Consider the following 23,718-nt stretch of genomic DNA (forward strand, 5'->3'; position numbering starts at 1 on the left):
AATTATTTTTTTTAAAAAAGGCACCAAATACAAATCGGTACATCGATAAACAAAATTCATCTATTGCAGAATTGGACCCAACCATTTTTTTCCTACACTTAATTCCCAGTTTTTTCTTGCACAATAATCTGTCAATTGATCTTCATGAATTTCCGAAATGCCAAAATATTTGGATTCCGGATGTGCAAAATACCATCCACTGACTGAGGCTGCAGGATACATGGCCATACTTTCCGTAAGCCGGATTCCAATTCTATTCCCTACATCCAGCAAGGACCATAATATTTCTTTTTCGGTATGGTCAGGACATGCAGGATATCCGGGAGCAGGTCGGATTCCTACGTATTTTTCTTTTATGAGCGAATCATTGTCCAGCATTTCACCGGATACATAGCCCCAGATTTCTTTTCTGACTTTAGCGTGCATATACTCAGCAGCCGCTTCTGCAAAACGATCTGCCAAGGCTTTTACCATGATGGCATGATAATCATCGTGCGCACTTTCATACGCAGCCACCAATTCATCCACACCAAATCCTGCCGAAACTGCAAAGGCCCCAACAAAATCTTTCTTTCCGGATTCTACCGGTGCAACAAAATCGGATAAACACAAATTGGCTTGACCACTTGCCTTCTTTACCTGCTGACGCAAATGATGCAATCTATGATGTTCTATTTCTCGCTTATCGGAAGTATATAAAATTAAATCATCGCCTTCTGCATTTGCAGGAAAAATACCTACGATTGCCTTAGCTTGAAATAATTTTTCTGATACTATTTTATTCAACAGTGCTTTTGCATCATTGAATAGTTTTTGGGCCTCCGCACCTACGATTTCATCCTGTAAAATAGTCGGGTATTTTCCTGCTAGTTCCCAGGATTGAAAAAATGGGGTCCAATCAATATAGGTTTGTAATATTTCCAGATCCAAATCATAACTATTTATTCCTTGCTGCACAGGTGGACATGGATCATATTTATTCCAATCAATTTTAAATTTATTTTTCCTTGCTTCCTCTATACTTATTTTCTCTTTCTCTGCATTTCTTTTTAATCGTTGCTGACGAACGGCTTCATAATCTTTCCTGATGTCCTCCAGGTATTTCGATTTGAAGGTAAGATCATCAGATAATAAATTGGATACCACCGTCACCGCCCTTGAAGCATCTAGTACGTGCACCACAGGAGCATCATATTCAGGTTCTATTCTTAATGCTGTATGCAGTTTGGAAGTAGTAGCTCCACCAATCAATAAAGGAATATTCATATTCCTCTTTTTCATTTCAGAAGCTACATATACCATTTCATCCAGTGAGGGTGTTATCAATCCACTTAATCCGATTGCGTCTGCCCCAATTTCAATCGCTTTGTCAAGTATTTTATTACATGGAACCATTACCCCAAGATCATGTATCTCGTATGAGTTACAAGCCAACACTACACCCACAATATTTTTACCAATATCATGTACATCTCCTTTCACCGTAGCCATCAGAATCTTGCCCTTTGCCTTTTGGGCATCCTCTTTATCTTGTTCCATATAGGGCGTGAGGTAAGCAACTGCCTGCTTCATCACCCTTGCACTTTTTACCACTTGCGGCAGAAACATTTTTCCAGCTCCAAACAAATCTCCAACCTCATTCATACCATCCATCAAAGGACCTTCAATGACAAATAAAGGTCTCCTTAATTTTATTCTGGCTTCTTCGGCATCCTGGACTACAAATTCAGAAATTCCTTTTACTAAAGCATATTTCAATCTTTCTTCAACACTCCTTTGCCTCCACTCTTCCTCCGCTTTTTGTATTCGCTTGTCTCCCTTTTTTAAAGTCTCTGCATATTGTGTCAATCTCTCCGTTGCATCTGGTCTTCTGTTAAAAAGTACATCTTCTACCAGTACGAGCAAATCCTTTGGGATCTCATCATACACATCAATCATCCCCGCATTTACAATACCCATATCCATGCCTGCCTGAATCGCATGATACAGGAATGCTGAGTGCATGGCCTGCCTGATAATTTCATTTCCCCGATAAGAAAAAGAAAGATTACTAACCCCTCCACTTATTTTTGATCCGGGACATTGCTCCTTGATCTGCCTCGTCGCTTCAATATAATTTATTGCATACTCATTATGCTCGTCTATTCCGGTTGCAACTGCAAAAATGTTGGGATCAAAAATGATGTCCTCAGGTGGAAAACCCACACGCTGAATCAAGAGATCATAAGCCCTTTTACAAATGGACACTTTACGTTCAATGGTATCTGCCTGTCCCTCTTCATCAAATGCCATCACCACTACGGCAGCTCCGTAATTCCTAACTTTTTGTGCCTGATACAAAAAGGATTCTTCGCCTTCCTTCAGGGAAATGGAGTTGACTACTGATTTACCTTGCAGACATTTTAATCCTGCTTCGATCACCTTCCACTTGGAGGAATCTACCATCACGGGAACTTTGACTATATCTGGTTCTGATCCTATTAAATGAAGAAACTCAACCATGGCTTTTTCTCCATCCAAAAGTCCTTCATCCATGTTCACATCTATGATCTGAGCACCCGCCTCTACTTGCTGATAGGCCACACTGATTGCCTCTTCCATTTTATTCCCCAAAATCATTTTGGCAAATGCTTTGGAGCCTGTTACATTGGTGCGCTCTCCAATGTTTACAAAATTTAGTTCGGGCCTAAAAATTAAGGGCTCTAAACCTGACAATGTTGTATACCTTTCTCTCTTCTCAGGAATTACTCTTGGCGCCATACCCTTCATGGCTTCTGCCATTTGTCGGATGTGATCAGGGGTAGTACCACAACATCCTCCAACAATGTTTACCAAACCTTCGTTTGCAAAATTTCTCAAAAAGTCTTTCATCTCTTCCGGACTCTGATCATATCCCCCTAATTCATTAGGCAGTCCCGCATTGGGATATGAACTAATTCTGCAATTGGCAATTTTACTTAATGCTGCAAGATGAGGTTTCATTTCTTTTGCTCCGAGTGCGCAGTTTAATCCAATGGCAAACATGTCCACATGTGACATTGAAATGTAAAATGCTTCCACCGTTTGACCGCTTAAAGTACGGCCACTTGCATCGGTTATGGTACCGGACACGATTACCGGCCATTTTCTTTTTTTGAATTCAAATAATTCACTCAAAGCAAATAATGCTGCTTTTGCATTAAGGGTATCAAAAATGGTTTCCACCATCAGGATATCCGCACCTCCATCCACCAATCCTAAAGCCTGCTCGTAATATGCCTCCTTCAATTCGTCAAAACCTATGGCTCTGAATCCAGGTCTGTTGACATCTGGGGAAAGACTTGCTGTTCGATTGGTAGGCCCAAAGGCTCCCGCCACAAAACGCGGACCTGGGTCATTTCCTTTTTGCTTCTCATCCTCTAAAAATTCTACTATTGCCTGTTTGGCAATTTTGGCAGAAGCTACATTTAGTTCATAGGAATATTCAGACAGGTGATAGTCCGCTTGCGAAATCGCATTGGCACTAAAAGTATTGGTCTCAATGATATCTGCTCCGGCTTCAAGATATGCTTTGTGAATTTCAACAATAACATCCGGCCTGGTAATGGATAATAATTCATTATTCCCCTTTAAGTCAAGTCCATGATTTTTGAATTTCTCCCCTCTAAAATCTTCTTCCGTCAATGGATATCGCTGAATCATAGTCCCCATGGCGCCATCCAATATCAATATTCTCTTGGAAGCCTCCTGGTTTAGTAAATGAATTGTTTCTTCGTATGTTGTCATCACATGCAAAAATAGAACATATCAGGAAGATAATAATCAAACTTCGTGTTGAATGCTGAAATCTATCATCCCGCATATAATTTAGAAAGAAATGAGAATTATAAATTCAACCGGAATGAAGTATTAATAGATCTATGCTTAGGATTGTTCAATTTTAATTTCCAAAGTTTAACATAAATAAATTCCAGAAACCATAATATCTTAAATCTTAAGAGAAAACATCTGCTCAGTTAAGAACTTTGCAAATAAGTATATAAACTTACTTAAGAAATCATCTATTGGATTTGGCTTACGATGCGTCTCACTACATCGCTGTCCCCCATAGTGTAATAATGAATGCAGGGCACACCGGCCTTTTTTAATTCGCGGGATTGTTCCACACACCATTCTATACCAACTTCTATAACAGCTTCATCCGTTTTTGCTTTTTGTATCGCACGCACTAACTCATAAGGAAGATCTATATAAAAATTCCTCGGAATGGAATTGAGCTGATATTTTTTAGTAAGCGGTTTGATGCCCGGCACAATAGGAACCTCTATACCTTCTTTTTTACATTGTTCTGCATAGTTGAAAAATTTGGCGTTGTCAAAAAACATCTGTGTCACAATGTAATCCGCCCCTGCTTCAATTTTCTTTTTGGTAAATCGCATATCTGACTTTAGACTCGGCGCTTCAAAATGTTTTTCCGGATAACCCGCTACACCAATACAGAAATCCATCGGACTGCCATTTTCTATATTACTATCCTGATAAATTCCATGATTCAATCCATCAATTTGCTTAACCAAATCCAATGCATTGTCATGTCCCCCAGGTTCCGGAATAAATTTTTCATCAAACTTCCTGGCATCACCCCTCAGTGCCAATACATTTTTAATTTGTAAAAAATGCAAATCAATCAATGCGTTTTCTGTGTCCTCCTTTGTAAATCCTCCACAAATTAAATGTGGAACCGCTTCAATTTTATATCTGTTCATTAAAGCCGCACAAATACCTACAGTTCCCGGTCGCTTCCTGATGGCAGTTTTTTCATAATATCCACTGGGTTTTTGATTATATATAAATTCTTCCCGGTGATACGTAACATCAATAAATGGAGGATTGAATTCCATCAATGGATCTAATTGCTCAAACAATGAATGTATACTTCCACCTTTGAGTGGAGGCAAGACTTCAAAAGATACAAAAGTATTTTCCGGATGCTGTGTGAAGTATTCTGTAACCTTCATAAATTTTTACACTAATATTTGATCAAACTCTGATGACCTTGGAATTTATTTAAACCCAATGATCAGAGATAATTGACATCAGATTATTTTTTTCTTCCAAAAATAAGTAATTCCAACAATCCCTGTCAAAATCAATAACAAGGCAATAAATTGAGAAAGCGATGGATGAAATCCCATCACATCGTACCGCGGATTCACACGAATGGTTTCAATAAAAAACCGCTCTATTCCATTCAATAAACAATAAATAAAAAACAGAACACCTCCGTATGGTATTTTCTTGCGCAAGAACCAAAGTATCCCTGCAATCATAAATGCAAGTATGGATTCATATAATGGGGTTGGAAATACTTTTGGTATGAGCTGCTTGCAGTGTATCCAACTACAATTCTCTAATTGAATTCCTTCGTTCAGCACATTGTGCGGATAACTGTACGCCCACCAGTTGTCCGGAAAAATAAACCATGAAGGTTTTGCCATTTCGTTGATTATGCCCCAATCTCCATCACCAGATAAATGACAGCCCATTCTTCCAACAGCATAACCAATCATAAGGGTGGGTGCAATGGCATCAATCATGTGGATAGGACGCAATTCTTTTGCGGATAGATAACGATAGACCACGATAAATGCAAGGATTAATCCACCGTATATCGTTAAGCCGCTACCGGAAAAAAAACTTCCAATCGGATCTCTTACAAAATCACCAAAGTTTTCTAAAACGGAAAATAGTTTTGAGCCCACTATCCCTGACAAAGCCGCGAGCCCGGTAATGTCATATAGTCTCGACACAGGTCTCACGAATACTTCTGCAGTACGAGCTTCTTTATCCGTCTGCTGGGTCATTTTATAATACCAATAAGCCATGGTCAACAAACCGAAACCAAGTCCAAAATATAGATTTCCCTGTTGGGAGAATACTGCTGCGGCAGGATCTGCCTGAAAGGTCTTAAAATCTAAAATGGCAAAACCAAGTTTATAGCCTAAAATAAAATTGATCAAACTTTGAATAAAAATCTCCTTCCATTCTATTGGTTGATAAACTACCACTTTTTCTAAGCGACCTTTTATTTGCCCATTGGCTTCTTTTCGGATCAACTCGTAGTAAAGCATCCACCCACTGCATACAATTGCAATGCCCAATAAAAGTCCAAAAGTCTTTACAATGGAAAATACATTGTCTGGATCAGTCCCAAAGAGGGCATGTAAAATATATGATAAATCCGGATACATTTCTGCCTGTGTATTAAAAGGGCTAAGGTAGAGATTTTTAGGCTTTAGGCTGCATAAAACTGGCTACCCGGATAAGATAAAATTGCTTTACTTTGTCATATGAAAAATCTAATCACGCTTTTCCTTTTAGCCTTCACACTTTCAGGATTCAATGTTCAGGCCCAAAGTGGAGCTGTTGCCTCAATAGGTCTCAGCCTGATGCAAACCGATAATCCGGATGTGTCCAGTGATGGAAATTTTAATCATGGCTTCCATTTAAGCCTTACTACGCGTTTGGGTAAAGATTTTTGGTATCTCCGTACCGGTGCAGAAGTCCATAAAATTGAACTAAAAGCCAATTCAAAGGTGGTCCTGTTTCCGCAGGATCCAAGTGCATTTTTCTTAAAGATACCTGCACAAATAGGTGCAAGAATTCTCAATACCTCTCTGCTTAAAATTAGGCTCTTAGCTGGGGGACAACTGACTTATTTACTTCATGTGGAAGACAATAATTTCGATTTAAACTATGATACCATGACTGACTTTCAGGGTGGATTGTTGTTTGGAGGGGGAATTGATCTTGGACCTTTTACCTTTGATGTTAATTATGAAAGAGCCCTTACAAAACTGTACAAGCCTCGAAGTAATAAGGCCGATTTTATCATTTTTTCAGCCGGATTTTTCTTTTAAGCCTTAACAGGATATTTGGCATCGTATTGCCCTTTTTGGATTTTTGCCAGCTTTCGCATGAGCAATTGTCTCCTTACCGGGGCTACCCTTTCCACAAACAATATGCCGTCAATATGGTCATATTCATGCTGAATTACCCTGGCGTTGATTTCATCAAAGACTTCTTCGTGGGGAACAAAATTTTCATCCAGATATTTGATTCTTACATGTGTGGGGCGCTTAACCTCTGCGTGGATTTTTGGAATACTTAGACAGCCTTCTTCAAAAGCCCACTCTTGTCCGAATTCTTCTAATATTTCTGCATTGATGAAGACTTTTTTGATGCCCTTTTGCTCTGGTTTATCCTCGTAATATGGAGTCGAGTCTACTACAAATAATCTTATGGGAAGACCTATTTGAGGTGCTGCAATCCCCACACCACTGGCGTAATACATGGTTTCCCACATATCTTCAATCAGCTTGTTCAGTGCAGGAAAATCAGGATCAATATCCTTGCCCTTCTGCTTGAGAACCTTATTTCCGTATAGGTAAATGGGTAAAACCATGAATTATTTTATTGTAGAAAACCCTTTAATGGTCATTTTGTTCCTGCAAAAGTAAGCGTTTAAATGCTCTTTCCGTACCCCGGCAAAACCTAAGTAATGCTATATTTTGTGAATAAATTCAAAATATAGATTCCCCTGCATAGTATTGTGATGTGGAAATTCTGGGTTATATCTGCATTCTGCTGATGGGCACACTCCTCAGTATGCTCAGGGCCGGTGGAGCTATCCTGACCCTACATAGCCTGTTTTAATTATAAAATCTTAGGGGACACTGCCCTTGCTTGTTACATGGTTATTGGTGGGGAATCCCGCAGCTTTGGGATTTCTTGATATATCGAAAAAAAATCAATAGCTTTCTTCACCTTTCATTTTTGACGAATCGCATTCTTACTAAAACTTTTATTGGCCGGAAAGTGATAATAACATTAATTCCTGATTCATACTTTTTATGAATTTTTTGATTTTGATTTCAAAAAGAGAGTACATTAGAACTTGATTACGCTTTTTAGTGTTTTCTGCTTCCAAATAATTGTCTTTATGGACAAACATATAAAACATAAATTGTGGGATTAGAATCTGCAGGTATTCGGTGGTTAGCCATTACGTTAGCTTACCTTTTCCATTGTTTGTACCTTGGCGCACAGAATTTACCAAAAATTTGCCCTACTCCCTCTTACATGACACCTACCTGTATAGAAGCATGTCTGATTTGTGATATCCATGGTTTCACCGGTAGGAATACAAGTACCCTACCCGGTGAACTCCCTCCCGATTTTTGTACTACAGTCAAACACAATGGCCAATGGATCGCATTTATGGCCAGTTCCTCAAATTTGAAACTTAATCTCGCAGTGACTAATTGTGTAAGATCCGATGGATTGGAAGTGGGATTATATGAAAGCACAGATTGCAAAAAATTCACCCGTATCTCCAATTGTGACGGGGATGTTTTGGAAAACACATCCACTACATTAACCATCACCAAAAATCTGGTTATCGGAAATTATTATTATCTGGTCATTGATGGTAACAGAGGGGATATCTGTGATTATAAAGTCACCATTATTGAAGGAAGTACGAAGGTTTCTCCGCTGAGTTTCTCAGGAGACATCACGGGGCCTTTAGAAATTTGTCAGGGGGAGAATCTCGATTATCAGGTGAGTCCTGTAAGCGGAGCCGCATGGCAACAATGGACATTGGATGGCGTTGCGCTGGGAACCGGTTCTACGAAAAAAATATTTTGGGACATTGCCGGAACTTTTGAGTTGTGTGTAAAAGCCATCAATGCATGTGATGAAGGTGATCCCACCTGCGTAAAAGTAAAAGTAAATCCCAAAAAAGATACCTTACTTAACCAGTCTGTTTGTGACGGGGATTCCCTTACCATAAACGGCATCACCTATGCAAAAGCCGGACTATACGATATTTTGTTATCCTCTAAATCAGGATGTGACAGCACTGTCCATCTGGCATTGAAAGTGAACCCAATACAAGAACATCATGCAGATTTTTCGATATGCGAAGGAGACACCTTAAAGCTGAATGGAAAATCTTATTGGGCAGCCGGAATATTCACGGATCTCCTGACAAATATTTATGGTTGTGACAGTTTGCTACACGTAAATGTAAAATTGATTCAATGCAATATTCAGGGAGAACTCTTTGCAAAAAATGTACTCTGTCATGGTGGTAATAACGGTGGTTTGGATTTCTTAATCGCCCGGGGCACTCCTCCATTTACTTTTAATTACCATAAAATTTCCGATCCCACTATCAACGGTATGGGCTTCATCCAGAACATTGGAGACAGCATCCACCTTAACAATTTATCCGCCGGAGATTACATCATTACGGTCACCGATAACTATGGCAATCAAAGGGTTTTCTTTGGAAATGTAAATGAACCTGAAGTTGTTCAAATAGAAACTGCATGGTCAAATTACCAAGGATTTCAGATATCCTGTAATGGAAATTCAACAGGCTGGTTAGAAGCTAAAGGAATTGGGGGAAACAGCCCATATAACTTCCTTTGGAGCACTAAAGACACTACTGCCAAAATTACCAATTTAAAAGCAGGCAACTATCAGCTTACGATTACAGATCGCAATGGTTGTATCCAAATTGCAAATTATGAATTAAAGGAACCACCACCTTTAAATCTAACCACCAGTTTCCAAAACCCAAGCTGTGAAGATAGTTTCAGTGGAAAAATAGAAATTACGCAATTGAGTGGAGGTACTGAACCCTACAAAAAGTACCTTGATGGTGGAAATGCAACGGACAAAAATGTTTATACAGGCCTGGATGGAGGAAAACATTTTCTAATTGTCGAAGATGCCAACAATTGCAGGGACTCCATGGAAATCAACCTGCATAATCCCGAGCACAACAACATCCAGTCAAAATCAGAATTCACCATTGAGTTGGGAGATTCTGTCCAACTTTTTGTAAATCGAGATCACGAACCATCAAGGTGGAATTGGTCTCCTGACGAATACCTTTCGTGTAAGGATTGTCCGGATCCCTTTGCCAAACCCATTAACGACATTAATTATCAATTGAAGACTGTGTCTGTGGATGGATGTGAGGACAGTCTTACCATTAGAATAAAAGTATTAAAAAATAGAAATGTGTTCGCCCCAAATGTTTTCAGTCCAAATGATGATCAGATAAATGATTGGTTCAAGCTATTTGGTTCGGGGCAAATCAAGATGGTAGACTATCTTAAAATTTTTGATCGATGGGGAGGGATGGTTTTCCAAAATAAGCATTTCGATTTTTACCAGGAATCACAATGGTGGAATGGCAAGGTCAATGAGCAGGCTGTTTTACCTGGTGTCTATGTGTGGATCGCAGAGGTGGAATTTCTAGATGGGGAGCATCTGATTTTGAGCGGAGATCTCTCCCTTGTTAAATAATTTACCTTCCTAAGTAAACCAACAAAACAGAAATATCTGCCGGAGAAACGCCACTGATTCTGCTTGCCTGACCAATGGTGACAGGTTTGATTTTGCTTAGTTTGGTTTTTGCTTCATTGGAAAGCGCGCTGATTCCATGATAATCATATTCGGGATTTATTTTGAGTGACTCAAGCCTGGACATTTTATCAACCATTTCCTGTTCTTTCCTGATATAACCTTCGTACTTCAAATTGATCTGGATACTTTCCAACGATTCTTCATCCATTCCCGAAGTCGCCTCTTTCAATATGGCATGATGAGATATGAGATCTATTAAGGTTACATTTGGGCGTGTCAACAACAAACCTAATTTTGATTTTTGCTCGATTTTTGCAGATCCTATACTTTCCAAATAAGGATTTATTTCTTCCGGAAGTGCACTTAATTCTTGCAACAATTTGTTCACCCTCACAAAAAAATCAGTTTTCTCTGCGAGCCTAATCATTCTCTCTTCTAAATTCTGCATCCCTTTCTGAGCAGCAATTGGGGTCAAGCGTTGATCTGCATTATCCTGTCGGAGCAAGATTCTGTATTCTGCCCGTGAAGTAAACATCCTGTAAGGTTCTTCCGTACCCTTGTTGACCAAATCATCGATTAACACACCGATGTAAGCCTCTGATCGTTTAAGGATGAGGGGTTCACTTTCCTTTACGCGCAATGCTGCATTCATTCCTGCCATGAATCCCTGACACGCTGCTTCTTCATAACCGGTGGTACCGTTTATTTGACCGGCAAAAAATAAATTGCTTATCACATGGGTCTCCAAACTTAAGCCAAGTTGCGTAGGAGGGAAATAATCGTATTCAATAGCATATCCGGGTCTGAACATCCTTACATTCTCTAAACCCGGAATTTTTGTCAAGGCTTTATATTGTACCTCTTCGGGTAGGGAAGAAGAAAATCCGTTTAAATAAATTTCATGCGTCTCCCATCCTTCCGGTTCTACAAACAACTGATGTCTGTCCCGTTCTGCAAAACGATCTATCTTATCTTCTATAGACGGACAATACCTGGGACCAAGACCTTTTATCCTTCCCGCAAACATAGGACTCTGGTCAAATCCTGTCCTGAGAATATCGTGGACTTCCTGATTGGTATAAGTGATGTGACAACATAGTTGTTTTTCCGGAGTAGGCGTGTCGGTATAGGAAAACTTACCCGGAATTTGATCGCCTTCCTGAACTTCCATCTTACTGTAATCCAAAGACCTTCCGTCCAATCTGGGTGGTGTACCTGTTTTCATGCGGCCTGCTTCAAAACCTAATGCAACCAATTGTTCTGTAATCCCCTTGGCCGGACTCTCTCCTGCACGTCCGCCACCAAATTGTTTTTCGCCAATATGGATGATTCCATTGAGAAATGTCCCATTGGTCAGTACCACACAAGTAGACTCAATCTCCAACCCCATGCCGGTAATGACTCCTTTGACCCTTTTGTCTTTAATCAAAAGTCCTGCGACCATATCCTGCCAAAAATCTACCAAAGGATGATCTTCCAGCATTTGCCGCCATTTCTTGGCAAACAACATGCGGTCACTTTGTGCTCTGGGGCTCCACATCGCCGGCCCTTTCGACCTGTTCAACATTCTGAATTGAACCATGGTATGATCTGTCACAATGCCACTGTATCCACCCATAGCATCAATCTCTCGTACGATTTGGCCTTTGGCCACACCACCCATGGCAGGATTGCAGGACATTTGTGCTATGGTCTGCATATTCATCGTTACCAACAAAACTTTACATCCCATATTGGCTGCAGCTGCTGCTGCCTCACAACCAGCATGACCGGCACCGACCACAATCACATCGTACTTAGGAAACATAGACATAAGTGGTGCAAAGTTATAGAAATGTAATCGAACGGATTACTTTAGCACTACTTCTAGGACAAAATGCCTGATTTAGGGGGAATGATCTACATTTGTTTTTGATTTATATTGGCCAATTGTTATTGAATACCGTATTTAAAATTTAACCTGACTTGAACTCCTCCAAGATAAATTCCTACCAGACCCAAAAGCTGTTACTTGCGGTTTCCTTCGCTTTATTGGTAATAAAATTGACTGCATACTACCTTACGGGCTCTGTCGCAGTGTTGACAGACGCATTGGAAAGCATCGTAAACGTGATCGCTGCAATGATCGGCTTGTATAGTTTAAGCTTATCCGCCTTGCCAAAGGATGCAAACCACCCTTATGGCCATGGCAAAGTGGAATTTCTCTCCGCAGGAATAGAAGGCAGTCTGATTATCCTTGCAGGCTTGTGGATCATTTATGAATGTGTACACAGAATATTTCATTTTACCCCCTTACAACACCTGGACAACGGGATGATCCTATTGGGGATTTCTGCCGTCATTAATTTGGCAGTTGGACAATACAGTGTCAAAAATGGGAAAAAAAATAATTCATTGGCCCTTATTTCCAGTGGCACACATTTAAAAACTGATGCACTCACCACTTTTGGTTTGATTTTAGGACTTGCCATGGTATGGGTAACTGAATGGCAATTTTTAGATTCGTTAGTGGCGATAGTTTTTGCATTGGTGATCATATATTCAGGATTCAGAATTGTACGCAGCGCACTTTCCGGAATTATGGATGAGGCAGACGAACAACTTATCAATCAAATCCTGCAAGTACTTAAAGATCATCGGACAGAAAACTGGCTGGACATCCATAACCTTCGAGTCGTTAATTACGCCGGATTTTTCCATATTGACGGACACATCACGGTGCCCAGATATTTTACGGTGGACGAAGCACATACCGAATTGGATCGAATCACCGCAGTTCTGGCAGCGCATTTTGAGGAACGGGTAGAATTTTCTATCCATACAGATGGTTGCATTCCTGTCCAATGTAGTTTATGCAACAAACAATCTTGTCAGGTCAGATCAGAGCCTTTTATCCGTACATTGGATTGGAATTATGAATTGGTCATCCAAAATAAGAAACATCGACTTCCCCTGGAATAACCTACGCCCAATAGGGTGCTAAAAATCTACATAATTTAACGGATTCACCGGATTGCCCATGTACCATAATTCAAAATGCAAATGCGGCCCTTCCGTTAGGGTACCGGTATTACCAATTATAGCTATCGCTTCCCCTGCTTTAACATGCGTACCCGTTTTTTTCAGCAAGGCTGAATTGTGTTTATAGACAGAGATCAGATTGTTGGAGTGTTGGATAGAAATGGTGTGTCCATTTTCCAGGGTCCAGTCGGATTGGATTACAGAACCGCTCAAAACCGCCCGGATAGGTGTATTCTCCGGCGCAATAATATCAATCCCGAAATGATCTTTTTCCGGTTTGTAGTTGGCGCCCATTGTTCCTCGCAAAGGTGGAAGAAAGCGCATCTCCGATAAATCCACATTAGTTACAGGCTGGGATCTAACACTTCGCAGAGGACTGGATTGAGATCGGATTACTGTGGATTTGTTGTCTTCATACGCCACCCTGAGAAGAGAATCTTCCTTTACTCTAGGTATAGGCACTGCAGCCTCCTGTTTTATACTGACATCTTTAGTGACATCTGAACTGGTCTGAGGGTTACCGGTCAACACCCTTTGGATGCTGTTGATGTACACTTCCCTGGCTGAAATTTCCTGCTCCAGAGCTTCGATTTTCTTCTCCAAATAAATGTATTCCGCCGTAGAGCGTACATTGCCGTAGCCGGGGATAAAAGTCTTTAAAGGCGTTGCAATGAGCAACATGAGCAATAGAAATCCTACCGCAAAAACTACTGTACTCAACAACAGATAAACATTCAGGAGGGTAAGCTTATAGCTGGCCACCTCTTCGAAAGTGTCTTCCTCCCGCAGAATAAACAGAAACCTCTTGGCTAAGTGAGCCTTTACCTGTTGTTTGGTCTTTTTATAGTCAAAAGCCATTTATTAAGCTTTTTTAAAATAAATTTGCGCGAATTATAGTTATATACCGTCTAATTGAGGAAGATCTACCATTAATGAAATTTATCCACAAATACCTTTTCTACAGTTTTCTACTGGTTTTAGCCTTAAGCGCCTGCGTCAGCCGGAAGAAAAAAGGAGAAACTTCAGCTTTGGGAAGATTCTACCACAACACCACGGCCAAATATAACGGTTACTTCAATGCTAACGAAATATTACAAAACAGTATTTCAAATCTTGAACGCGCTCACAAAGATAATTACTCCGAGATATTGCCTATTTTTCCTTACAATGCAGTTGCCAACGCAGACCCTGAAAAAGCGAATCTGGATAAAGCCATTCAAAAAGTTTCTGTAGACATCAGCTTACACCGTCCCAGTCACTGGATGGATGATTGCTACTTAATTCTAGCCAAAGCGCAATACCTCAAAAAAGATTTTGAAACAGCAGAAAATTCTTTCAAGTTTATACTGGATGAATTCAAACCTGCCAACCTCATAAAAAACAACAAACGACTCAGAGAAAAATCGGTAAAGGAAAAGACCAAAGAAAAAGAAAAAGTCAAAGAAGAAAAAAAACAAACCGCAGAAGAAAAAAAGAAGCTGGCAAAAAAAACAGCAAAGGAAAAAGCAAAGGCCAAAGAAAGGGCTAAGAAAAATGCGAAAAAGAAAAAAGGATCTTCCTCTAAGTCCGCTCCAAAAAAATCTGTAGAAAAAACAAAGGAGCCTAGTAATGGGGAAATAAAAACCAATCCATCCGGACCTGAAGTTTATGTGCCGGTCGTTGCACCAAAAAAAACCAAAACACCTAATGTTACCAATGTAGGCTCAAAGTTAGTTCCGCACAGACCCGCATTTTGGGAAGCAAGCATCTGGTCTGCTAAAAATCTTACCGAAAGGGGTAAATATTATGAAGCAAGGGATATTCTCAAATCCCTTCTTGAGGATCCCAATACGCCGGAAAAACTTAAAGGAGATTTATACGCAACCTACGCGCATATTTATCTTCGGGAAAAAAATTATGACAATGCAATCGTTGCATTAAAAAGTGCTGTAGAGGGCACCAAAAATAAAAAGAAAAGAGCGCGGTATGCATACATACTTGCTCAACTCTATCAAAAACAAAATCGCCCGGCAAGTTCTGATGAATATTATACCCAGGTTGTTAAATTAAAACCTTCTTATGATTTGAGTTTTCATGCTAAAATGAACATGCTCATCAATAAAGGCATCAGTGGGGAAGAACCTGCCCAGGTGGAAAAAGATCTGAGCAAATTGCTGAAGGATCCGAAAAATGCTGAATACGCTCCTGAACTATATTTTGCATTGGCACAAATAGCCATTAAAGATAATCGCAAGGAAGAAGGAATACATTACCTCGAATTATGTGTCTGGGATAAAACTCCGGAGAATAATCAAAAAGCATCGGCCTACCATATGCTTGCGGATTTGTTTTTTGAAGATCAGAAATATCAAAAATCAAAATACTACTTTGACAGTACGTTAATGTCCCTGTCAAAAAATGATGAGCGCAGGAATTATGTTACCAAAATGGTATCCAACCTAAAAGACATTGCAGAACAATTGGAAATTATTGCGCTTCAAGACAGCCTGATCAAAATTTCAAAATTAAGCGTTAAAGAAAAACGTGCCTTGGCCATCCAAATCAAAAACAGAGATAAGGCCAAATTAGTACAACCGGAAATAGACAGGCAGGCCATGGGAATGGATCGTCTTCAAATGGGATCCAACAGTCCTTTTGACCGCAGCATGGTGCAGAATCAAGATAACCTGCCAAGTGTTGGGGGAGATAAATCTTCTGGTGGTAAACCAAGTGGTTTTTTTGCTTACGATCAGAAAAATATGAATCGTGGTAAAAGTGGTTATGAACAAATTTGGGGTAACCGGATTTTAGAAGACAACTGGAGAAGATCCAACAAAACTTCATTCACTTTTCAGGAAGAAAAAACAGCGGACCAAAAAGAAAATGAAACAGACAATCTGGAAGAAGATCTTGCCGCTATCCTGAAGGGAATTCCAAGCAACGATAAAGAAATTCTTGAGGCCCACCTGAAGATTCAGGACGCCATGTTTTATTTAGGTGTTTACTACAGAGAAAAAATCGAACAATACCAAAAATCCAAGGAATCGCACATTGCTTTACTGGATCGTTATCCGGATTATGAGCGCAGGGCAGATGCTTTATATTACTTATATCTCAATTGCCTTGACCTGAATGATCAAGGTTGTGCCGCCAGTTACAGTGATCAGCTGAAAGACCGTTTTCCGGATTCCAAATATGCAAAAGTCATCAATGACCCGGAATATGCAAAATCACTGGTCGTAAAACAAGATGAAGTAACGGTGGCTTATACCAAAGCTTATGAACTGTACAGTGCAAAAAATTTCACTTTGGCGAATGAAGTTTTGCAAGCAACAAAAACAAAAGCCGTGAACAATCACCCACTGCAGGCCAAAATTGCCATGCTAAGTGCAATGTGCTCTGCACAGACAGGTGGCAAAGAAATGTACATGAATGCGCTGAGAGACCTTGTGGCGAATTTTCCTGGCACTCCGGAAGAAAGTAAGGCTAAAGAAATTTTACGCTTTCTTAAAGGCGATAATGAAGCCTTTACCGAAATCACCACACAGCAGATTGAAGAATTTCAATTCAAACTCGAGGACGATAAAAACCATTATGCCATCGTGGTGTTTTTTGATCCTCCGGAAAAACAATTGGACAAAGCAAAAATTGCCATCTCCGATTATCATGCAAAATATCACCGCACCGAAAACTTAAAAATGTCCAGTGTGGTTCTGGACATCGATAAAAACATCTCGATCATTCTCATCCGTAAATTTGATGACCGAAACAGAGCCATGAAATATTATGAAGGCGTACAACGCAACATCAGCGAATACATTCCAGGATTTCAGAATTATGAGACCTATCCACTTACACCAAACAATTATCGAAAAATTCTCGAACTAAAATCAGTAAAAGAATACCAGGCTTTCTTTAAAGCAAATTACTTCAAATAGTTTTGATATTATTCTAACTAAAACTGGATTGATAACAACCATGACTTAAAAATGGAATTGTTTGAAAAACTTCATGAACCTAAAGAGAATTTATTGCCTTTTGACGGAACGGTCCACAACCTGGGCATTTTATTCAATGAAGAGGAAAGTCAACACTATTTCAATCGTCTGTTGAATGAAGTCGACTGGAAACACGATGAAGCCATTATTTTTGGTAAACACATCCTCACCAAAAGAAAAGTGGCGTGGTATGGTGATAAAAATTTCAGCTACACATATTCAAAAATCACTAAGTCCGCATTATTGTGGAACGAAACTTTGCTGGAATTAAAAAATCTGGTAGAAAAAAATTCAGGCGAGACTTTTAATTCCTGTTTGCTCAATTTATACCATGATGGGAACGAAGGAGTTTCCTGGCACAGTGATGACGAGACTGCCTTAAAAAAAAATGGAGCCATTGCCTCCCTGAGTCTAGGTGCTTCCAGAAAATTTTCATTCAGACACAAACAGACTAAAGAAGAAGTACATTGCATCCTTCATCCCGGAAGCCTGCTGGTCATGAAAAATAATACCCAGACGTACTGGCTGCACGCCCTTCCTAAAACTAAAAAATGTACACAAGCCAGAATCAGCTTGACCTTCAGAACCATTGTAGACATTTAATTGAGTTATTGGAAAAATCCAATCCGGATTAATAATTTTTCCACCTCCTGATCTCATCCATCCCATGCATCCCAAAAATCATGGTTCAGACAGTTGGGCTAAAAATCATCGTAACTTTTTAGGCATTGGAAATATCAATATGATTTCCTCTTTATAAATGTAGTGATTAGAACCATTTACAATTTTAAAAATTCTTTGATCTCAGCACCTTTGGAGGTAGTTACCTTGACAAAATACGCTCCCGGAAGAAGCCCTGCAACATTTATTTTCTGAACTCCATTTTTAATATAGCCTGACGCTATGATGTTTCCTTGAATATTTAAGATTTCATAATTACCCTCCCTGTCTATTGAATTAAATTTTACCTCCACAAACTCGCTCGCAGGATTTGGGCTTAACATGAGTTCAGCACTTTTCTTGTTCTGAAATGCAACTACATTGCTTTCTATCAATTCAGTTTCATTCAAATAAACAACTTTATAATAAATCAAATCTGACTTGTTTACTTCTACATCCTCAAACCAAAATTCATTTTTATTTTCATCAATTACTGGGTGATGGATTGCTGACCAATTACCATCATATTTCAATAATTTCATCAGACCCTTGTTAAAATCGCCATTTATCTTCCAATGCAATTTGCACACACCGCCATGCTCAATTTCTGATTCCAATTTAATTTCCTGTATGGACAATACTGAACTCAACACCAATCCTGCATCCAGATCTGACAATACATCACCTTCGAAGAGCTGCACCACATCGGTAGTACCGTAGCCATGACTGTGATTCACATCACTGTTTACATCTTGGGCTACAAATCCATTCATACTCGTATACCCATAAAATGGAGGTGCTTCAAATTTTAGATAATATGAACCGGTATGTGCACGCAGATTAAAATGTCCTTCTTCATCACTATATACCTCATCCACCATTACATCTTGCTCATTGTATAATTTCACCTTGACCTCAGGTATGCCCCCTTCTCCGGCATCCTGAATTCCATCCCTATCTACGTCCAGCCAAATAAAATTACCCACAGTCGATTTCTTCAAGATCCCCAAATCCAGATCGTCTCTTTGAGCATTTGATTTTACCTCAAAATCAACGGTCCTAAATTGACTACCTACCTTGTCAAAATCTGAATCAAGCAAGCTATCAATACCGGATCTATATGCAGTAATGGAAACGGAATCCGGAAAGCCTACACTCAAATAATGCATTCCTTCCGGAGCATGATCAAATCTATAATAACCTGGATTACCCAGTGAATCCAACTTACTGATAGTACTTCTAATTAACCTGCCTGTACTGGCCTCAATCAAATCTATAGCAATTCCGTTAACTCCTATCTCATTGCCTTGCTGGATTCCATCACCATTACTGTCCTCCCATACATAATCCCCAATCATACCATAAGGTCTTATCATTCCGGCATCTACAACAGTGATCATTTTTCCGGGAAATACACTAAAATATAATTCACCCATTTGATTTACATCGCTGTCCAGATCTTCATCAACTCCCTGATCTTGGGGACTAAAACTAAAATTCTTGTCTTCGTTCACAAATTTAATCTGATAGTCTCCCGGAGCAAATTGAAGAAATTCATATTGACCAATTGTATCTGTCATCACACTGTCCAAAAGGTTGTTCTGATCATCATACAAAAACACTTTGACCCTTTCTATTTCCGTCTCACCGGAATTGCGAATTCCGTTTTTATCAAAATCTTCCCAAACAATTCCCTCGATTTTTCTACAGTTGTATAATTCAAAGAATGCAGGACGCTCACTAAGAGCATGACATTTAGCCGTTGATTTTAAATATTGCAATACTTCATTTAAGTGGGTACCCAAAGTAAGAAAGCTGGTTGCATCAAAATAATCCGGACTCAGCGGATCATTTTGATAGACCAACTCATAAACATAAAATCTTCCGGATCTCATTATGTCAGTATAAAGACTGTCACTTGTCTTCAAAATTTCTTGTCCGGAATCTGATATTAAAATAAACTTTCTGCTAAAGCCTGGAGGTAGAAACTCAATACCATTCAAGGCATATCTGACGCGAACCGGATTTCCTGTGTAACACGGAGAAGACATAGATAAATCATATAAATCAGGAGCTTTTGCCAAACACTCTTCATAAATTCCTGCATCAATTTTTGCCTGCCCTCCTCCCGGCAAACTCAACAATTCACTCCAACCGGAAGAATCAACATCACTGTCAACATCCGGCATATTCCCACTTCCCTTTTTTGAAAAAACATATCCTGCCATTGGCGACAAAAATATCCTGTACTCCAATGCAGGCGTTTTCTTTTCAAAAAAATAATGTCCGTTAAAATCTGTCTTTATCGAATCAATTATTTTTCTTGATTTATCTGTGAGGTAAATCAAATAATCCTTAAATCCTTGTTCTCCCAAATCCTGAATGCCATTTTTATTGGCATCCCGCCAAACCAAACCACGCATGCCGATACATTCATCCACGACAAAAGATACGCCTTTTGCAGAAATAGAAGCACATTTTTGCTCCCGCAAAATCAAATTCCCTAGATCCACTAAAGTGGTAGTTCCCGGAATCAGTATAGTCAGATCTAAAAAATTAAACCCATCTTGCTTTTCTTCAAAACACAAAATATAAATACTGTACACACCCGGCTTATCAATCTTGAATTCAGGACTGTCGGAAATTTCTGAAATTTTTTGTGTTACACCTGTAACCAATAAATATTTCACAACATAGTCGACCGGATACTGATGCGTGCCAATGGTCGTTGCACGGATGCTCTGAACTCCTCCTGAATAACATTCAAATTCCATTGGCAAGGTTTTTAAACTTGCTAAAGAAATATTGCAATTCAAAAACAATCCTGCATCTACATGCATATTATTTCCCATCGCGGGTGTAAATATATCTGTCTCTCCGGTTTTATTTACATCGGAGTCGGTTTGCTCAAAACCGGAAGCATCTTTCAGAGTATAACTATAATCCTGTAAATATTTGAATGCAACACTATACTTATGGGTAGGATTCAATTTTACAAATGCATATTTACCCATAGAATCTGTTCTCACAGAATCTATTGCAATTCCAAATTCATCCTTTAAACAAACCAATACATCCGGAATACTTCTGTCCTTCTGATCCTGAATACCATCTTGCCCGTAATCATACCATGCCCTTCCACTTATACTACTGCACTCCCTGATCGTCACCACTGTGGAAGCTGCTGATATATTGTAACATAATTGCAGTGAATCCAAGTCATTGATAAGCCTCAGCACATAGGTGATCCCTACCTGTATAGTGTTAACATCAAAATAATTAAACGACCCCTTTGTTCCATCATAAATCATAGATCTGCAATAATAATTGCCCGGCTGATCCACCTGAAAAAATGGAAATGAATTGATGGAAACAATTACACCATCCGAAGCTCGAACAAGAAAATATGTTTTCTCAAATCCGGGATTGAGCGGAGGAGTAGAGGCGGGGGCAAACAAAATTTGAATGGGTTCTTGATCCAAACATTCTGGACTGGATTGAATAAAAATTAATTCTGGAGCCTGATCCTTGCAATCAATTAAAAATCCGGCATCCAATTTGGTACTTTGCCCTTGTGCTAATGTAAAATAATCTGTAAAATGATCTAAGTTAAAATCATTGTCCGTACTATCCGGACCTGAATCCTTTTTACTCAGTATGAATTCATCTGATAAAAATATTCTCAAGCGATATTTTCCTGAAGATTGTGAAATATTCAAACAATAATTTCCATTATCAGCACTCCTGGTAGAATCTAAAATCTGTGAAACAGAATCAAGTAAATAAATCAACGCATCCTTTACCAAAGTTTCCTTCACATCACGTTGACCATCCTGATTGCGGTCATACCAAATCTTACCACACACTGAGGAGGATTTGGTCAAACCTAAATCAACATCGCTTCGCATTTGTTGGAATCCTACACTAAAAATTTCAGATGTAAAATTTCCCAAAAAATCATTGTCTTTGGCAGCATTATTTCCCGCACGAAATTGAGTGACTGCATACGGATCTGATGAATAAACCCGTATGTAATAATCCCCCGGCAAAACCTTGCTGAAAGAATACCTACCATTCAAATCACTCACTACCGAATCCAATAGGACTCCTGAAGTATTAAGCAAATAAAATTTAATTCCTGATATGCCACGCTCATGAGCATCCTGAATGCCATCAGCATCCACATCTTCCCAAACAAAATCTCCTATGGATGAATATTGAAAAAAACCTGCATCTACATCCGTTTTTCGTTGCCCGGGTGCCAGAAAAAACATGGGCGTACTGCCTGTTCCAAAAACATTTTCCAAATCACTGTCAAGAGAGGAATTGTTTCCTTTGAAAGACGAAGTGGAAATTAAATTTCCAGGCGTAATAAATTTTAAATAATAATATCCGGAGACTAAACTATCAAATTTAAAATATCCGGAAATATCTGTCAGCACCGATCTAATATACTTTTTTGTCTGTCCGTCATAAAGTAGAACTTGAGTGGATGAAATTCCGGGTTCATTAGGATCCTGAATTCCATTTGCATTATCATCTCGCCACACCCTGTCGCCAACAGATGCTGTTGAACAGTCGCTGTTTAAAAAACTAAGACAACAAAGTTCAGAAAGCCCTGCAGCGGATTCTGTTTGCACACACACTTCGTGTATTCCGTATGGTAACCTTCCGATGTTCAATCCTATAAAAGACTGATTGACTTCATTCGAAATCACCTCTGCACCTGTAGGAATTTTCCAGTGATATTGGGTAGCATTCTTAACCGGATCTACATAAAAAAAACTACAATCTTTCATACACATGGCTGGCATGGCCTGATAATAAATGACCAGACGCACACGATCCAGATTAAGTTTGACCTCTGTGTTCCCAACGTTTTTTACCTGCAACTTAAAACCAAAATTAGAGGAATTTACATCCTGAAGTGATGGTTTAAGATTCCACACATCATTCACTCCACCATGTTTCCATAAGGAATCTGCATTTGGCCTTGTAGCATTCCATTGCAGGGCCGGTAAAATAGCAGCCTTGTTTTCTCCATAGTTTTTACCATTGCGGTCAGTAAGTTGAAGTTGTACAAGATTCAATTTTCCTCCTGTTACATTTCCTTCAAACTCAATTGCTATTCCATAAATTTTTGATCCTTCCGGCAGGTTAAGATTAAAATCCCTAAACCATAAACTAGAAGACAGCTCACCACTCTTTAATATCAGTTGACAATATTCCTGGTCATTATAAGCCACATTTGATGCTTGACTGAAACCCACCTGGCCTGTGAAAGGATTGGATTCTACAACCTGCGGTCGAAGAACAATACTGCCGGTAGTGGTTTGGTGTCCATTTTTCACCGGGCATGCTTTTGGAAGTCCGGGGTTTTGTGCGGTAAGTGGAAGGAATAAGGAGGTCAGTACTGTTGTAAATACACTGCACAACAATAACTTATGTCCAAAATTTAGGCATTTGGAGAGCATGAATTCGGTTTTGGCTTTTAAATTAAATCTTTTTTTAAGATATTAAAGATTGATTTTAATGCAAATATATATATTTTATAATCATTATATATATTTTAATTTAGAATAATATCACATATTTAATAAAATGTATATCAATTATTTAAATTAATTTGATAGACAAT

At 39.2% G+C, this 23,718-nt stretch carries 12 protein-coding genes; 5 read left to right on the forward strand and 7 right to left on the reverse strand.

Translation table 11 applies throughout. The features are described 5' to 3' along the window. Window positions 1-60: 60 nt before the first annotated feature. The 3 genes from metH to IPJ83_17510 form a co-directional block, all read right to left on the reverse strand. Window positions 61-3,765 carry a methionine synthase gene (gene metH / locus IPJ83_17500; GenBank protein MBK7882328.1) on the reverse strand — a complete coding sequence of 1,235 codons (3,705 nt, stop codon included), beginning with the start codon at window positions 3,763-3,765 and terminating at the stop codon, window positions 61-63. Window positions 3,766-4,040: 275 nt separating this feature from the next. Continuing rightward, window positions 4,041-4,997: a methylenetetrahydrofolate reductase [NAD(P)H] gene (gene metF, locus IPJ83_17505; protein MBK7882329.1), complete on the reverse strand. Its 957-nt coding sequence runs from the start codon at window positions 4,995-4,997 to the stop codon at window positions 4,041-4,043. 78 nt (window positions 4,998-5,075) lie between these two features. Beyond that, window positions 5,076-6,230 (reverse strand): prolipoprotein diacylglyceryl transferase, encoded by a 1,155-nt coding sequence (locus tag IPJ83_17510; protein MBK7882330.1) that lies wholly within the window; start codon window positions 6,228-6,230, stop codon window positions 5,076-5,078. Window positions 6,231-6,329: 99 nt separating this feature from the next. On the opposite strand from IPJ83_17510, the gene IPJ83_17515 reads away from it, so the two are divergent. Beyond that, a complete protein-coding gene (locus IPJ83_17515) occupies window positions 6,330-6,899 on the forward strand; it encodes an outer membrane beta-barrel protein (protein ID MBK7882331.1) in 570 nt (189 codons plus the stop codon). Here the strand turns inward: IPJ83_17515 and def are convergent. Then, window positions 6,896-7,444: a peptide deformylase gene (gene def / locus IPJ83_17520; protein ID MBK7882332.1), complete on the reverse strand. Its 549-nt coding sequence runs from the start codon at window positions 7,442-7,444 to the stop codon at window positions 6,896-6,898. The two genes, IPJ83_17515 and def, sit on opposite strands and share 4 nt — an antisense overlap. Before the next feature lie 563 nt (window positions 7,445-8,007). Here def and IPJ83_17525 point away from each other — a divergent pair. Then, complete coding sequence (locus tag IPJ83_17525; protein MBK7882333.1) at window positions 8,008-10,362, forward strand: gliding motility-associated C-terminal domain-containing protein; 2,355 nt, start codon at window positions 8,008-8,010, stop codon at window positions 10,360-10,362. 1 nt (window position 10,363) lies between these two features. Here IPJ83_17525 and mnmG read toward each other — a convergent pair whose 3' ends face one another. Further along, window positions 10,364-12,229 carry a tRNA uridine-5-carboxymethylaminomethyl(34) synthesis enzyme MnmG gene (gene mnmG / locus IPJ83_17530; GenBank protein MBK7882334.1) on the reverse strand — a complete coding sequence of 622 codons (1,866 nt, stop codon included), beginning with the start codon at window positions 12,227-12,229 and terminating at the stop codon, window positions 10,364-10,366. Window positions 12,230-12,387: 158 nt separating this feature from the next. On the opposite strand from mnmG, the gene IPJ83_17535 reads away from it, so the two are divergent. Then, a complete protein-coding gene (locus IPJ83_17535; GenBank protein MBK7882335.1) occupies window positions 12,388-13,383 on the forward strand; it encodes a cation transporter in 996 nt (331 codons plus the stop codon). 18 nt (window positions 13,384-13,401) lie between these two features. Here IPJ83_17535 and IPJ83_17540 read toward each other — a convergent pair whose 3' ends face one another. Then, window positions 13,402-14,301 (reverse strand): M23 family metallopeptidase, encoded by a 900-nt coding sequence (locus IPJ83_17540; GenBank protein MBK7882336.1) that lies wholly within the window; start codon window positions 14,299-14,301, stop codon window positions 13,402-13,404. A 74-nt stretch (window positions 14,302-14,375) separates the two neighbouring features. Here IPJ83_17540 and IPJ83_17545 point away from each other — a divergent pair, with 74 nt between their 5' ends. Both IPJ83_17545 and IPJ83_17550 read left to right on the forward strand, forming a co-directional pair. After that, window positions 14,376-17,360, forward strand: coding sequence for a hypothetical protein (locus tag IPJ83_17545; protein ID MBK7882337.1), 2,985 nt, complete (start codon window positions 14,376-14,378; stop codon window positions 17,358-17,360). 51 nt (window positions 17,361-17,411) lie between these two features. Then, window positions 17,412-18,023: an alpha-ketoglutarate-dependent dioxygenase AlkB gene (locus IPJ83_17550; protein ID MBK7882338.1), complete on the forward strand. Its 612-nt coding sequence runs from the start codon at window positions 17,412-17,414 to the stop codon at window positions 18,021-18,023. A gap of 176 nt (window positions 18,024-18,199) precedes the next feature. On the opposite strand, the gene IPJ83_17555 is transcribed toward IPJ83_17550, so the two are convergent. Further along, window positions 18,200-23,554 carry a T9SS type A sorting domain-containing protein gene (locus tag IPJ83_17555; protein ID MBK7882339.1) on the reverse strand — a complete coding sequence of 1,785 codons (5,355 nt, stop codon included), beginning with the start codon at window positions 23,552-23,554 and terminating at the stop codon, window positions 18,200-18,202. Window positions 23,555-23,718 lie beyond the last annotated feature (164 nt).

Origin of the sequence: Candidatus Vicinibacter proximus, assembly GCA_016713905.1 — a bacterium.
GTDB lineage: Bacteria > Bacteroidota > Bacteroidia > Chitinophagales > Saprospiraceae > Vicinibacter > Vicinibacter proximus.